Origin of the sequence: Bacteroides sp. AM16-24 (assembly GCF_003471885.1) — a bacterium.
GTDB lineage: Bacteria > Bacteroidota > Bacteroidia > Bacteroidales > Bacteroidaceae > Bacteroides.
In genome coordinates, this window is the sequence record NZ_QRKI01000027.1 from 19,186 (window position 1) to 34,899 (window position 15,714).

Annotated in this window: 15 protein-coding genes and 1 tRNA gene; 1 reads left to right on the forward strand and 15 read right to left on the reverse strand. The window is 39.4% G+C overall.

All coding sequences use genetic code 11. The features are described 5' to 3' along the window. Positions 1-83: 83 nt before the first annotated feature. The 14 genes from DW182_RS20860 to DW182_RS20925 form a co-directional block, all read right to left on the reverse strand. Positions 84-1,298, reverse strand: coding sequence for a bifunctional 3,4-dihydroxy-2-butanone-4-phosphate synthase/GTP cyclohydrolase II (locus tag DW182_RS20860; protein WP_007660225.1), 1,215 nt, complete (start codon positions 1,296-1,298; stop codon positions 84-86). Positions 1,299-1,324: 26 nt separating this feature from the next. Next, on the reverse strand, positions 1,325-3,223 hold the full coding sequence (locus DW182_RS20865; RefSeq protein ID WP_044533008.1) for an LptF/LptG family permease: 1,899 nt from the start codon (positions 3,221-3,223) through the stop codon (positions 1,325-1,327). A 76-nt stretch (positions 3,224-3,299) separates the two neighbouring features. Next, a complete protein-coding gene (locus tag DW182_RS20870) occupies positions 3,300-3,686 on the reverse strand; it encodes an START-like domain-containing protein (RefSeq protein WP_007660227.1) in 387 nt (128 codons plus the stop codon). A 135-nt stretch (positions 3,687-3,821) separates the two neighbouring features. Then, entirely contained in the window at positions 3,822-4,259 is a 438-nt protein-coding gene (locus DW182_RS20875) for a helix-turn-helix transcriptional regulator (protein WP_118296714.1), read from the reverse strand. 34 nt (positions 4,260-4,293) lie between these two features. Then, the gene (locus tag DW182_RS20880; RefSeq protein ID WP_233564196.1) at positions 4,294-6,255 is read right to left on the reverse strand and encodes a transglutaminase domain-containing protein; all 1,962 of its coding nucleotides are present in this window, start codon (positions 6,253-6,255) and stop codon (positions 4,294-4,296) included. Between the two features lie 5 nt (positions 6,256-6,260). Continuing rightward, positions 6,261-7,889, reverse strand: coding sequence for an O-antigen ligase family protein (locus tag DW182_RS20885; protein WP_370449837.1), 1,629 nt, complete (start codon positions 7,887-7,889; stop codon positions 6,261-6,263). A 32-nt stretch (positions 7,890-7,921) separates the two neighbouring features. After that, entirely contained in the window at positions 7,922-8,833 is a 912-nt protein-coding gene (lepB, locus tag DW182_RS20890; RefSeq protein WP_115503156.1) for a signal peptidase I, read from the reverse strand. Then, complete coding sequence (locus DW182_RS20895) at positions 8,817-9,701, reverse strand: DUF1573 domain-containing protein (RefSeq protein ID WP_118296707.1); 885 nt, start codon at positions 9,699-9,701, stop codon at positions 8,817-8,819. Before DW182_RS20895 ends, lepB begins: the two co-directional genes overlap by 17 nt. Positions 9,702-9,731: 30 nt before the next feature. Further along, entirely contained in the window at positions 9,732-10,730 is a 999-nt protein-coding gene (locus tag DW182_RS20900) for a 6-bladed beta-propeller (protein ID WP_118296708.1), read from the reverse strand. Between the two features lie 101 nt (positions 10,731-10,831). Then, positions 10,832-11,842, reverse strand: coding sequence for a 6-bladed beta-propeller (locus DW182_RS20905; RefSeq protein WP_118296709.1), 1,011 nt, complete (start codon positions 11,840-11,842; stop codon positions 10,832-10,834). Between the two features lie 122 nt (positions 11,843-11,964). Further along, the gene (locus DW182_RS20910; protein WP_115503152.1) at positions 11,965-12,198 is read right to left on the reverse strand and encodes an NVEALA domain-containing protein; all 234 of its coding nucleotides are present in this window, start codon (positions 12,196-12,198) and stop codon (positions 11,965-11,967) included. Positions 12,199-12,464: 266 nt separating this feature from the next. After that, the gene (locus DW182_RS20915; RefSeq protein ID WP_225663104.1) at positions 12,465-13,460 is read right to left on the reverse strand and encodes a BF3164 family lipoprotein; all 996 of its coding nucleotides are present in this window, start codon (positions 13,458-13,460) and stop codon (positions 12,465-12,467) included. 52 nt (positions 13,461-13,512) lie between these two features. Next, on the reverse strand, positions 13,513-13,755 hold the full coding sequence (locus DW182_RS20920; protein WP_115503150.1) for an NVEALA domain-containing protein: 243 nt from the start codon (positions 13,753-13,755) through the stop codon (positions 13,513-13,515). A 168-nt stretch (positions 13,756-13,923) separates the two neighbouring features. After that, positions 13,924-15,057: a hypothetical protein gene (locus tag DW182_RS20925; RefSeq protein WP_118296710.1), complete on the reverse strand. Its 1,134-nt coding sequence runs from the start codon at positions 15,055-15,057 to the stop codon at positions 13,924-13,926. Between the two features lie 209 nt (positions 15,058-15,266). On the opposite strand from DW182_RS20925, the gene DW182_RS20930 reads away from it, so the two are divergent. Beyond that, positions 15,267-15,340, forward strand: a tRNA-Met gene (locus tag DW182_RS20930). A 139-nt stretch (positions 15,341-15,479) separates the two neighbouring features. On the opposite strand, the gene DW182_RS22620 is transcribed toward DW182_RS20930, so the two are convergent. Further along, a partial coding sequence (locus tag DW182_RS22620) for a hypothetical protein (RefSeq protein WP_233564197.1) occupies positions 15,480-15,714 on the reverse strand: 235 nt, incomplete at its 5' end.

A 15,714-nucleotide genomic window follows, 5' to 3' on the forward strand; every position in this document is an offset into this window, starting at 1 on the left:
TTTTCTATCTATTTTATGGTTGTTGCATAAATTTGGCTGCAAATTAAGCTATTTTCTTTGATATTAGAAAACAAAACAGCAAATTACTTATTAAAATGCAACGTGTGACCCATGCGTTCTTTCTTAGTACGCAGATAACGTTCATTGTATGGATTCGGAGTTGTCTCGATAGGAACAATCTCTATAATTTCCAGACCGTAAGCCTCCAACCCGACACGTTTCACCGGATTATTCGTCATCAGTCTCATTTTGTGTACTCCCAGTTCACGCAGAATCTGAGCACCTACACCATAGTCGCGTTCATCAGCCAAATGTCCCAGGCAAATATTGGCATCTACCGTATCCAGACCGTCTTCCTGCAATTTATAGGCTTTCATCTTTTCCATCAGACCGATACCACGACCTTCCTGGTTCAGATAAACAACCACTCCCTTACCGGCTTTATCAATCATTTCCATAGCTTTGTGCAGTTGCTCACCGCAATCACAACGCTTAGAGCCAAAGATATCTCCTGTAGCACAAGACGAGTGTACACGCACCAGAATCGGTTCATCCTGATCCCATGTACCTCTAAACAAAGCCACATGTTCCAAGCCATTGGATTTCTGACGGAACGGGATCAAACGGAAATGTCCATGTTCAGTGGGCATATCTACTTCTACGCCTTCTTCCACAATGGATTCTTGTTTCAGGCGATAGGCAATCATATCACGAATAGAAATCAGCTTCAGATTAAATTCATCAGCCATCTTTCTCAACTCAGGCAGACGCGCCATGCCACCGTCCTCAGTCATGATTTCCATGAGGGCACCTGCAGGATACAAACCTGCCATACGAGCCATGTCAATCGTAGCTTCCGTATGTCCGGCACGACGCAAAACACCTTTCTCCTGAGCATACAACGGATTGATATGTCCCGGACGTCCGAACGTTGCAGGTGTAGAAGCCGGGTCAGCCAATGCCCGTATGGTAGCCGCACGGTCAGCAGCAGAAACTCCGGTAGTACAGCCTTCCAGTTTATCGATAGTCACCGTGAAAGGTGTGCCCAGTACAGAAGTGTTGTCACTTACCTGATGAGGTAAATCCAGCTCTTTACAACGGGATACAGTAATCGGTGCACAAAGTACTCCTCGCGCATGTTTCAGCATGAAGTTCACCTTTTCAGGGGTTATCTTTTCCGCAGCGATAATCAAGTCACCCTCATTTTCACGGTCTTCATCATCCACTACAATCACAAAATTACCAGCTTTGAAGTCTTCAATAGCCTCTTCTATTGTATCTAATTTCACTTTTTCCATTCTGTTTTCTCCTTTATTTATTTAGGTTATTTCAGATTAGTTTCTATTATCTTTTGAACATCTTCATTGGTTTTTATAATCCGCTCCATATCTTTATTCAACCGGATACGGAATGCCCAGATGCGGAAGTAGAAAAATAATCCTACAGGTACTACCAAGCCGCAAACCATATTCAGCCAATAATTACGGAAAGGGCGCAAATGGGCATGAACAGAAATAATAGGATAATTATTCAGCGCATTCAACAAATGAACAGATTTGGTGTTGGACATTTCGTCCACCAATTTCTCCAGACGATCATTTATGTTTTCTATCTCCTCATCATTGGAATCTGTCATCCATAATTTAAAATAATTAGGAGCACGCTTCAAAGCTTTTCTCTCAGCGTATGCACGACAATCAGCAGACAATGCCTGCAAATCAGCCGGCAGATGAGTATAATCAGGATCGTGTATAATTACTTCCTTACGGAACAGATGACGTACACTACGGATACCTACAATCTTCTTGAACCAGTTAATATAAGCATCGGCATTCAGTACCACAGAGTCATTATTAGACTTATAAGTAAGGAACGCGCCCAACGGAGCCAGGATAGCCGTACTTGTCCACATACCCATCCATACAATCCACTGACCGTCACGCGCCATCTTATAGCCCGTATTATTAATAATATAATAGATAATAAAGATAAGCACGGACACCACAACCGGCATTCCCAAACCACCCTTACGGATAATTCCACCCAACGGGGCACCGATAAAAAAGAATATAAGACATGCCACCGAAAGCGTCAACTTCTCGTGCCAGGACGTCATGTGGCGTCGAAGACTGGTATCTGTCTGCGTAATGTTAAAGCTCTTAAAACTCCAATCGCTTCCCGCACTTTCCGCACGATTCACTGCAGTAGAGATAATCTTCTGTTTCTGTGATAAGGTGGCTACATTGAAAAGACTGTCTACATTGTATTCTCCCAAATGCGCCTGCTCTATTTTCAAAGTATCTGCTTTTTTCAGGTCTGCCGTGATCTTATAGGTACCATTCATGGCTTCCTTGAAATAAGCACGTCCTACACTGTCATTCTGCACTGTCATAGAATCGATACCCGCTTGCAACATCGCCATATCCTTACTGTTGGACTGACTACTCATGATACCGGCATCCACCATATTAAAATCCGAGTTGAACTCAATGATAGCATGTTTCTCCCGGAACGCTTCCCGACGGTAAGGTACATTCTTTTGATTCATATTCTGAGACTTCAGGTTCTCAAATTGCTCTCCATTATAAAGATGCAGATATAAGTGCTGCTTATCTGCCGTCATTTCCAGACGACCGGAATCGGATTTAATAATCTGAGCATTTTCGAAACCTTTCTCAAAATTATAGATCAATACATCATAAAGCATACCCGTCTTACGGTTCTTGTGCTTCACGTACAGGTTATATCCATCTATCTCATCATAAAACACTCCCTCTGGTATATCCAATTCCGGAGACTTCTGTTTCATGGAGATTAGTAATGTCCATAACTTAGTCTGTGCCTTTGGTCCTATTACATTTTGGAAATAAAAAGAAACGCCACATATGAAAATGATAAACACAATCAATGGGCGCATAATCTTAAGTAGCGAGATACCTGCCGCTTTCATAGCAAGTAGCTCAAAACGTTCTCCAAAATTACCGAAAGTGATAAGTGCTGCCAACAAGATAGCCAATGGCAACGAAGCTGGCACTAATGTCAGGGCAGAATAAAAGAAAAATTGTGCAAGGACACTCATTTCCAATCCTTTTCCCACCATCTCATCAACATACTTCCATAGGAACTGCATCATGAAGATGAAAAGGCAAATGAAGAAAGTGCCCATAAAGAGCGTACAGAAGCTCTTTAATATAAATATATCTAACTTTTTTATGCGCAGCATTTTACTCGTTTCATGCAATGAAGACACAAAATTAGCATAAAAAAGGGAGTGTGGAAAATTTTTATATCAAAGTTAACTAAAAACCGCACGTTCTCCGTAGAGTCTCTACCTGAGAGTCCCATAATTCACGTAAATCGTTCGCTTCATCCGCAGCAGTGAAGTCTGTTACTTCCAACACAAAATCATTGGTCAGTTCATTGTTTGTCATCTTTAATTCAAAGTATTCCCGTTCATATTCATCATCCAACCAACGGAAACGAATAAAAGAGAAAGCCCGCACAGCTATAATCTCTGCATCACGATGTTCTGTCTTTCCCCAGAAGAAAGTGACAACTTTATCGTCCGACTGCACCCTGTCTGCAAACCAGCCCTCCAAACCGGTGGGGGTACTTATCGCGGACCAAAGAATGCTTTTAGAAGTTGCATTCAAGAGGTATTCCCGATGAATTTTCTGTCTTTCCATAGTTCATATTTGCTTTTTATTGCGGTGCCAAGATAGAGACTTTTTTCTAATTACAAAAAAGAATACGACTTTTTTATTCGCATCCTACAAACCGCTGTTCTTCATTCTCTATATAAATCATCTATTTCGAATAAGTTAGCATTGTTGTATATATCTGTCAAAACTATCTGAACCTGATAAAGATAGTTTTGACTTGATACGCTGTTTTGACTTCAACACAGACCTGGGCGTAATATTAAAGAGGAGGGCAATACTCTTATTAGTCAATCGGGCACGTATCAGATAGCACAATCTCAGTTCTTGAGCACTCAAGCAGAATGATGCCAAAGTTTCTAACAAACACCCTCCATAAAGCAAATCAATGACAATAAACAAACTATGCCACTCTGCCTCATCCCTGACAATTCCATAAGCCGGTTTTTGATGCAGACACAATAACTGTCCCATTGCAACCATAAGAGAAGAAGAGCATCCAACTAATGCTGTAACTTTCTGATAGTCTTCCAGTTGCCTTGTCAATTGTTTATTACGATATAATAAGCAAGCACTCCAATTATCCTTATAAGTATCCATAATCTCTCTGGAGGAACTTTTATCGACGTTAATATCACCAAAATATTTGTCTTCGACCCTCATACTCAAAAATTCTTTCGTCATTGCCTGTTGTATGATTCTTTAGATATAACAAAGCATTCCGAGGTACAGTATATACTAACGAATCAGCAACAGCTGTTTGTCTGCCAAGAGAATTCCAGTTCCCTTTATCCCAGTAAAATAGTTCGTAAATATTATCCTTATAAATAAAACTCACATCATTTCGGGGAGTATATATTGCCTTACTTACCCGATAAGATTTCCCTAAATCTAAACCCGCCCAGCCGGTATCCGGAAATTTATAATCAAAAGATGTATCCGGATTACCATCAAAGACATTTGTATATTCACGTCTGCCATCGTCTCCGTAACATCCCGGAGTACCTATGATTTTCCCCTTCATCGGTAATGTATCCAAACTGTTTTCATAGAAAGAAAGTTCTGCTATATTACAATAACTACCTTTTCCACCACGATAGCGAACATACCTATATGCCCTATCCGGATCCAGATAAGCGACAGTATACAGCCGATAGGGAGCCTCTTTTATTAACAATAGCGTATCCACATTCTGAAAGTCCTTCTGATTGCTGCCCTCTATTACTCCACCAATCATACGAGTATTAAAATAATTCTTAACTGCAAAATAGAACTTCTTATAAACACTAATTATATGGGATTCTTGCAATGGATTAAGATAATGAATCTCCCCCGTATCATGGTTTAGCGTAAAAGGATTGGACAATATTTGAAGCCCCTTCTCATTGTATGTTGCCAGAATAGCCACTATCCCTCCTTCCACATTATCAAAACAAACAGCCTTCCCGTCAAAAAAAGTACAAGCGACAGGAACCCATTCTTGTTTGTTTGCAAAACACAAGTATACCAATTCACCAGTACGAGGGCAATCATACAGTTCTTTTTGAGGAATAACTATTTGTCCATTCTGTTGTCCCAGATAAGTAGCCGTTACATCATGAAAAAAAGGATATCTGAAAATAGGATGAACAGACGGCACATCTTTCAATTCTTTTGTCAATTCCTCATTCAGGCTATAAGTCACGCGATATACTTTTCCTTTGGTTATATCATACTCCGATGCCTTCTTCCACTTTTCTTGATAAGGAAATTCCGCCATATATGTATTACGCCCCTTATCCAATATAAAATTCCAAAAATGCGAAGCATTAGTATCGCCACGCTGTATTACCCTATCCATGCCACACGGAATGCCAAGAGCACGCATCACATATATCATTGCATCAGCAAATTCACGACAACTTCCTGTTTTCCATTTCAATGCTACCGGACCTATATGAGGTCCTTTAGGGAAAAGACTTGTATAACGATACTTCCCCTGTCTTAAAGTATCCATTAAAATCTGAGCCGCTTTTGTTATATCATTGCTATCAGCTGATTTGCGGAATTTATCGAGCAGAGGATTATATTTATCATACAACTCCTTACGCCATAACGAAAGAGGCTCATCCCCAACCCTATAGGGCAATATATACTCACAGAAATCATCAAAATTCACATTTTCTCCCCATGGCTGTTCTTTCCAAACCTTGAATGCCCATTCTATATGTTCAACTAAGAAAGCGGAGTCTACTACCTCAATATCCTTTTTACGGGTAAACATATCTATTGAAAACTCTCCATCCGCCTTTTTTAGTGAATCTACAATAAATTGAGCCCCTTTTATATTAGTGGAATGAGCCTCAAAATAACGAAGATATTTCTGCAATTCTTTCCCTTCATAGAAACCATAATAGGGCATGTTCTTTATAAGAAAACATGCAGCATGGTATTTTTGATTATCACTTTCCCGATAACGATTTAACACCTTCAATAGTTCTCCTTTGTTAGCACCTGCCATATTCAATGCACTTTCTAAACGGCTATCTTGTTGTTCAATGCAAGCAGATAAAAAAGTCAGAGCACACACGCATACAAATATATAAATACACCTCATATAAATCACTCCAGTTTATTTACTATTTTCTTTATTTCCTTACGCATCTCTTCGATTGCCGTCGAATGCACCTTAGGCTCTTTAGTCAGCACAACATTAGCAACCTCTTTCAATTTATCGGGCCGATAAAACTCCGGTTCAGCATAGAGATTTGCTAATAAATAATAGGGATAAATCCTGCCCGGCAAGCGATGAACCGACCGTAAGAAAAAAGCTTCCGCCTGTTCATAACGATGCAGTTCCTGATAGTTCTTACCTATGATATTCAGAACCATTGGATCGGTAGAGTACAAGCAAGCCTCTTTCAAATACTTATTGGACTCATTATAAAAGCCCGACTTATGCAGGCTATGACCGTACTCAAACAGAAATACCCCTTTCTCCTTCAATGCCGGATACAGTTCTCCATAAGATTTATTGGCAACTTTATAAGCTCCCGAACTATAAAACATCTTGGCATACACCCACTTCCGACAGGCATCCTCTTCCTGCCGCCACTTCTCCATACTGTCACCTGCCCACAGGACGAGACAGACACACAAGACAAGAGGCTTACCGATAACGTCCCCTATCCCGCAAGCAAGAAGCAGGAATACCCCTGCTACCACAAAAGCCGGAAAACACATAGGATAGGAAGAAAAGGAAAAGATAAGCAAAGACAAAATTGCACCGCAGATGCCATAGCGCCCACGCTTCGCTCCTATCCATAAACATGTCCCAATAACAATTAATACTATTAGACAGACAGCAACTCCTTCCGCCAAAGCCAGCGACAAATATTCATTGAACACATATTCCGGACTACCGGCCACACGCTCTTCCCATTCGGCATAGTTGCCTTGAGCAAAATAATCCTCCTGCGCCTCACCATAAGCAAATGCGAATGCCTTGTCACAACCTGACGGATAGCTGACAACAGCCCGACAGGTTATTTTCCATAGAAACAGACGCCCCAATGCAGAATCAGGTTTCAAAAGAAACGCTCCGGCACCTCCCAACATCAAGATAAAAAGTGCACTTACCCCCCATAAGATAAATCGCCTCTTGTACCTCTTCCACAACACATTCCATTTACTTTTATCGCGATGCATATATGCTACCCAACCGCAACCAACCGCCGCAGCCACCCAGGCAGAACGGCTCATTGTAGCGGGCAACACACAAAGAATCAAGATACCCGCTACTGCAACTACCACTTTCTCTATTTTATAGCGAACAAAGCGTTCCTTACGAGCATGCAGATACAAGTGCAAGCAGACAGCCAATACCATTGCCAAATACCCGGCATACGGTCCCGGATTGAAGAAAGACCCTGTTAGTGCATAGCGGGAGTGACCTGAAGCGGAAAAGCCATACAATTGCCGCAACCCCCAAACAGCTTCGACACTCCCCCAAAGCACCAAACTCCATGAAACATAGACAGAAAAATGAAAGAAACACATCACTTTTTTCAAGGAATCTCTCTTCACAAGTTGTAACAGGCAGGTTATAATGATACAAGCAGCTGAAAACAGAGTAGATTTACCAAGCCATATCCATTGCCCTACATTTTCCCCTACAGGAAGTTCAAGCGTAGTCACCCCAACCACCCCCAACAAAGAGCAGACGGCAGCAAATAGCAGCGACACTGTCATCACATCTTTTACTCTATGTATCCATAGCCTTATCACTCTATCTTTTTAAATATCCGGTTCCACCTTATTCTATCTGTACTATTATCTACCGACTTCCATATCCTGACGGCTTTTCCCACAATAAAAGGTTCAGGCAATAATCCCCAATAACGGGAATCCTGAGAGTTCATGACCTTATCCCCCGCTACAAAATAATAATTTTCTATAAAGCTGTAGGTCTGTATCACACTATCATTCAGTAAAACAGTATCTCCACGTACAAACAATTTCTTTTTTTGTTCCCATTCTATTATGTTCTTATATAGAATAACATGCATAGAATCCATCTTCAGGTTATCCCCTTTAGCCGGAATATAAAGAGGTCCAAAGTTCACTATATCCCAAGTAAATGCCGAATTATAAGGATACCCCCTCATTACAATTCCCTGCTCTTCCGCCTTCCCTCTCTTCACTAAACCCATCAACGTTTCTTGCATTTCCACATTACCCAAAGACGTATCCTTTCCTCGCACCTTATATCGTGCATCCTTTATTTCAAATGTATCTCCCGGCAATGCAACACAGCGCTTTACATAATACTTCATCACATCAAAGGCAACACTATCCCAGCGCTGTTTAGAATAGGGGAAATTAAAGACTATTACATCATTCCTTTTTATCTTCCCTAATCCCGGCAAACGAGATATATGTACATCCTTTCCTTCCAAAGCATCCCATACATTGAACAAACGTCCTCCCATTACCCCCTTATTCACCAAGATGTTATCTCCTGCAAGCAAAGACGGCTCCATAGAGTCACTGGGAATTTTGAATGTGGCAATACATGTCACTTGAAGAAATATCCAGATCAATGCTGCCCCAAAAAACATTAAGAATAGGTTAAGAATCTTATCAATATACCAACCTAAGCCCCTTTTGGTATGAGAATTATTGTTGTTCTGCATTTCCCGTTATTCTCAAAACTATCGGAGAAGTTTCCACATTGCAATATACGGTAATTGTCTTATCAAAATATTCAGGATGCTCGGCTTTATAGGTTACATTCAATACCATCTCTTTTCCCGGCTGCACAGGCTCTTTGGAATAATCTACCGAAGTACAGCCGCAGGAAGTATTGACGTGTTCAGCAACTAACGGCTTACCACCTGTATTCTTCAAAACAAAAGTCGCCTTTTGTTCCTTTTTCCAGTCAAAGCTACCCAACGAAACGGAGGTTTTGTCTATATCCACTTTCGTTCTTATCGCTTTACTTTCATCTTTCTGTCCCACTTCCTCTCCTTGAATAATCTTCAAATACAGTTCTTTCACTTTAGGATTATGGATAGGATTGCCGATAGCAAGAACTTTATTGTCCTTATCCAATAAAAATGTGTGGAAGTTCATATCTGATACAGGAAAATGGTTCAATTCATTTAACCAGTTCTCTTTATCAATGCAAATAGGATAAGTAAATCTCTCCGATTTTAATGTAATCAGAAGATCTCTTCTTTTCTCAGGAGAGAAAAAAAATAGAAACCTCACAGAATTCATCCCTAAGCTATCCACTTCTTCCATAAAAGTTTTCCATTTCCCCAATTGCAATTTACAACTTATGCAACCAATAGAATCCACATAAGTTAGGATTTTGTATTTTCCCAACATTGATAAGTCAATAGTATCTCTATCCTGTACTGTAAATACAGGATTTGTGGGAAACAGAATTTCTTTCCCACTCCATGCCTTCAACAATGCCGCAACATCCTCTTTCTTCTGATCTCCACAAGAAAATAGAGAAAAGAGAATAAAGATGATTATAAAGTGTCTAAAGTTCATACCAATCAAAATTAACCATATCCTAATTTTCTAATTACTAATGTATTTTTCAAGATCAAGATAAGCAAATTGATATTCGTCGTCCAAATTCATAATAATTCGCTTATTCTCCTCATCATAACATAAATCATTAATTCTACGTCCTATATCTAATGTCTTTAAATAATCTCCCGTGATATTAAACACATGAAGTATCCTCGCCCCATCATTATGATTCCAATCTTCTCCTGTGTATGAAACAACTATTTTATCACCACAGATAGCCGCATCTACAAAATGCTCCTTTCCATCACCATTTTTATCCCAATTAGGACCATACACATTACATTGTAGCTCTCCATCCAGATTGTACAAGCTTATCAAATCAAATCGTCGGTTACACTCCACCAACGTATTATATCGGGGTGAAACAGCAAAAGCCACCCGTTTCTTTTTATCTGCAGGATGAGCATAATCTATCAGTTCTGCTTCTCCTGTTTTCATATTCCATTTTCCACTGGTTTGTTTGAAAGAAGAAATGGTAGTCTGTATAAACGAACCATACGACAATGTATCATTGATATAGTAATACTCATCAGGAAATGGCACATTTCCAAATTTCAATTTGACAGTTGGAGCATATAGAGAGTCATTGAAAAGGCTATCCAAATTATACCTAAGGATTTTACGTTGCCCGTTGTCAGTCACATATAAATCATGCTCTTTCTCATTCCATGCAATAGATCCAATAACGGCTATTTCTGTTGGTCCTTGGCCTATGTCTCCAAGGCTCAATATATGTTTAAACGTATGCTTATCAAAGATATGCACGAGCTTATCAAAAGATTTATAGTCGATGACAGCCAAATACTCACCACACATATATGGTTGTGCCACAGCACCTATCAGGACATCTTCCGTATCTATTTCTTTCACATCGTCTTTTACATTAACGATATTCGCCCTCCGGTTCTGCCACTTCTCGTTTGTTTCCCTTGAGGTACATGCACCACAGAATAAAATCACCAAAAGATATAATACTAATTTCATAAGCTATGATATTAATAAACTACAATTTTTCCATACAAACCAAGGATTAAAAAACGCCAATATACTTTTTCCGATCATCTTTCATTTCTCTCTTTTACATATTAGCCCAAAAGACCGTCTAAGTCAAGATAAGCAAATTGTATCTCATCATCTAACACCATTATAATCCGGTTAGATTCTGAATCATAACAAAATATAATGATATTGTAACCCACATTTAACGTCTTTATATAGTTACCATCCAAATCATAGGCCAAAAGTTTAGAAACATGTATATTACCCGCATCAGGATTTCTCTCACCCGAATAACCTACAATAATATGATTATTACAAATACAAATGCTTCCATAATAATAAATCATAGCATTACTCGTCGCATTGTCCCAATCAGGACCATAAATATAATGTTTAAGATTTCCTTGAAGGTCATAAGTGGCTAATAAATCGTGATGGTCATAGCTCACTGCTATCAAGTCCTTTTCAAAGGAAACCGCATATCGAATCCTTTTTCTTTCAACTTCCGGATGCCCAGTTATCAATGGATGTATATCTCCGGTTTTCATATTCCACGTAACTAAAGACTCTTGAAAATGTTTGCCCGGTTCTGCCGTAATACAACAAGCATAACAAAGGGTATCATTGCCATAGGAAAGCATTACCGGCGTAGCTGCTTTATTCATCTCTAATTTATATTTAGGTAAATAGTCCGGATTTAACAAGACACTATCTAAATCATAACCGGATATTTGCATCTTGCCGTAATCAGCAACATATATACGTTTATGTAGTACGTCCGGCATAAGTTCTCCTAAACTTGTTATCTCATCAGGGCCTTCTCCAGAATGTCCTACTCCTGCTATATATGAAAAATTCTTTTTATCAAAAAGAAAAATTTGGTTATCTTCAGAATAACCATCGGATAGAATAAAATATTTGTCTAAAATATAAGGTCTTGCTCCTCCGCCAATAAGAGGAGTATCTATCACTATTTCTCGGACTAATTCTTTTACATTTATTATATTGCCGGAATGACGCAAGTGCTTGTCAACGCCTGAATTATTAGAACAGCCCCATAATAGGACAAACAGAATAAAAAACAAAAGGTATTTCATAAAAACAATTTTAAGTTACATGAAATCTTAATTCTGGATAAAGGAAAAGGCACATGAGAAATGCGCCCCCTTTCCTCTATGTTTCTAAAAATACTCTATATAGAGCAAAAATACAAAGAACACTACTGCCAATGTACCTCTCTCATGTCTCTATATATTTTAAAGCAATGACAATATGAATTGAGACTGCTAGTACATCCATTCGGACAATCAGGATTAACCTCATAACGGGCTAATGCTTCCACATTAGCCAGCATCAAATCAGACATAGCATCAGACTTCTGTGAAGCATAGACACCGTAACCCGCTACTGTTACAAGTGCTGCAACAAAAGCATATTTCAAAAACTTTTTCATCGTATTTATTTTTTAATAAAAATACATTAAGTTATCAATATCAAGCACAAACCAATATTGTGCATCAGAGAAGCAAGATACAGAATATCTCGCTGAGATCATTTCACATCATGCTGTCGTCACAGTTTAAAACCGGTTTATTTTTTATTCTCACTAAGTGAGTCTTTTCCTTTGCATTGGTAATCCCTCCTTTCAACTATTTATGAAACTAAACGACTCACAAAGCATAATGGCCACTTCTGTTCTGTCAGCATTTTGTTTCGGAATTATATTGCAGAATGATAACGATATTCTATTATCGGCTCATCCTTATTCACATCCGTAGCAATTACAACACCCTTCTGCTCGTCTACTGAAATCCCGTGAATATAGTGATCCAATACATACTTCCGAAGCGGTTTACCCTCCAGACTAAATACATAAATATTCTGTCCACCATTCGGTAAGTTAATACCTTGCTTCGCTTTCTGCATAATATCCTTAAATGCACGTCCTTGAAAGACAACATAAATAGCACTATCTGTCACTTGTATATCACTGAACCCCATGATACCGGTCGGTATGCCATAACCTTGGGCTATCTGAAACTCCGGTTCGCCATTAGGGCCAATACGTACAATATGCGTACTATCTTTCAGATTATAAATTTCAAGAACTTCACCCAATTGAGTAACTGCTGCCAGCACTCCATTACGGGGATTGTAATCAATGAAACTTCGCCATGCTTGCGCTAAAGCAGGGCGGGCATCCTTCAAAGCATCCTCATTGGTAGTGGGAATAGTCCCTATTTTACGAAGTAACCTACCCTGCCGACTTACCAAACAGAAGCGACCGTCACCGGAATAATCGGGAATGATGAAGGTGGAATCATCATATTGCACAAAGTCCAGTGCCCGAAGCAGTTCTTCATCCAGACTCACTGTCTCCAGACGAAGCAATGAGTCACCGGATGAAGCAAAACCTAACCGGGTTAATTCAGACTTATTGGAATCAAGTGTCCACAAAAAGTTCCCATTCCATCGAAGATTTTCGGCTGAAAGCATCTCTTCGGGAGCATCGCCTCGCTTGCCGAAAGAGGACAAATAATGAAAGCCGGGATAGTGAAAGGCATGGAAGAAATATTCCGTTCCATGCAAATCAAGCACTACAGCCTTGTCGTCCTGTACACGTACCCTATAAGGATAACGAAACAAAGCTGAATCCAATGACAAAGTCCGGGCTGTCAATTCTCTTGTTTCAGGAAAATCAACATAGGGCGTCATTCTCTCATCAGGCACGGAAGTACAAGCCGTGAAAAGAAACACTAATAATATATTAATAGAGGTCTTCAAGGCTGTAACCACTCATTACATATTCAACTTTTGTTTTAGAAAAAGGGCAATCGACATCACCTAAACCCAAACAGTGAGAATACCCTCCTTCACCCCAAGCTAAAGCTTCTACGTTCTTCAATAGCAAATCATCCATTTGTTTACCGGAAGATTTCTGACTACAAAAAACACTTATTGAGCTAACTGCGCACAAGCTGATTACAGCAATTTTGATTTTGTTTTTCATATTCCACTACATTTATATTAGATATCCGTATGAAGCATACAAACAAAGTTGCCTCATATTTGTCCATAAAGGTAGACGGAATTTTCTATCATGCCAACTATTTTGCCTTACAACGACTTACCAACTTTACTTAAAGACCTTTTGGTAAGTATCGGTAAGTCTGTTCTTTTATCCTTTTTCTGTGTTTTTCTCGATGGAATGGGGCATTTTCAAACAATAATGTTCATCTCTATATTCCACAACAAGAGAAGAGATACCTTTCAATGATTCACGCAAATGATGAATAACACCATAGAGTTGGTTAGGCTTTCCTTTCCCCTGCCACAGTTCCTTATCTATTTCTTCTGCAGTTAGTCGATAATTTTTGGTCTGTAAAAAAAACTTCAACAAGACAATTACTTGAGGCCGGAGTTTCTTCGTCTTTTCCCCATTCATCAGGATGCCTTTTTCTGAGTCCAAAATAGTCCCGTCAGCCAATTCATATAATCCGGTTTGCCCGGCTTCTTCCTCCAAATGCATTTTCCTTTCAACAATTATCTTTTTCTCTTGAATACAGACGACTGTTTCCTTTTTCACCAGTTTTTGCCGCAAGAAGGAAGAAATCTGTTTATAATATAAAAGAAGGAGGAAAAAACAAAGCCAAAGTAAGAGTAATATCATGATGGGCGGCCATACCTTTAATACCTGCCACCAGTCATAAGCAATGAACCCCGTTGCCTCCACTTCACAACGAAATCCTATATAGCGAGACAACAAGCTATCTCCCTGTAGCACTTTTATGCTATCGGAAGAATAAACGGTGGAAGTCTTCTTCAACAAATCAGTAGTTGAAAGACGAATACCGGTATTAGCCGCTACAGATTTCTCGACCAACAGACTATCCCAAAATAGATTCAACGCATCCGCATCCAGAGGGTGTTTTTCAAGTACATAGCTGAGCAACATTCTCCTTTCGGTATCTTTAATAAGACTATTATCAAATTTCACACGCGGTATTTCATAGCTATGCGTTCCATACTTGCTCGCCAAAGTCACAGGACTTTTGAATGGGGTTTCCAATGTTTTCACTTCTGGAGAATCACCAGCCACAAATGGTACAACAATGTCCCCTCGTTTCTGCACCTCCAGATTCAGCGCCTCCACGAATGTTTCTTTCGCCAATGCATTCCATTCCGGTATCTGTTCTTTATAGCTATTATAGAAGATATAGACATATATCCCTGTAACCATAGTACAGATGAAAGTACCTATCCACAAACATATTAATCTACCGGGTTCCGCAGTTCTGCCTTTTTTATTCATAGTTCATCAAACAATATTATTCTGCAAAATTAGTATAAAAAGGTCAATAAATACATTAATCTACTATTAATCTGACAAATAGGAAGAGAGAAAAGAAGTAAAACATCGCATCAGAACCAGGAGGAGAGAAGAAAAGCACAGAAAAATTCGCAAAAGTTTTGGAGATTTCAAGAAAAGCTATATCTTTGCACCCGCAATCGAGAAACGATGGCGGGATAGCTCAGCTGGTTAGAGCGCATGATTCATAATCATGAGGTCCCCGGTTCAATCCCGGGTCCCGCTACTAAGCCGAAAGGCTTGTAAATTAGGCAATTAGGAGGCTTCCACTCTTGGTTGTCTTTTTTGTTTATAAGGGCATTTGCACAGATTTTGCACGAAATTCGATGTAAAACACTGATAATCAATGAAATCGTAAGATAATTCTACTTTAAAATCTCTTTCTTCTGTTTTCTTTTCGTTGCTTGGCTTTTCTTAACGGTAATGTTCGAGATAAGACTTAAGATGTCTAATGATGAGGCTTGAATCACAATAAAATCATTCTCGAATGATGTTTCTTGCACGAAATCTTGCACAAATGAATATGAGAAAAGAGATAAGATACACACTGGAAAATCCAGTGTAAGCTGCCCCCTAAAACCAAGCGATTCTACCCCCTTA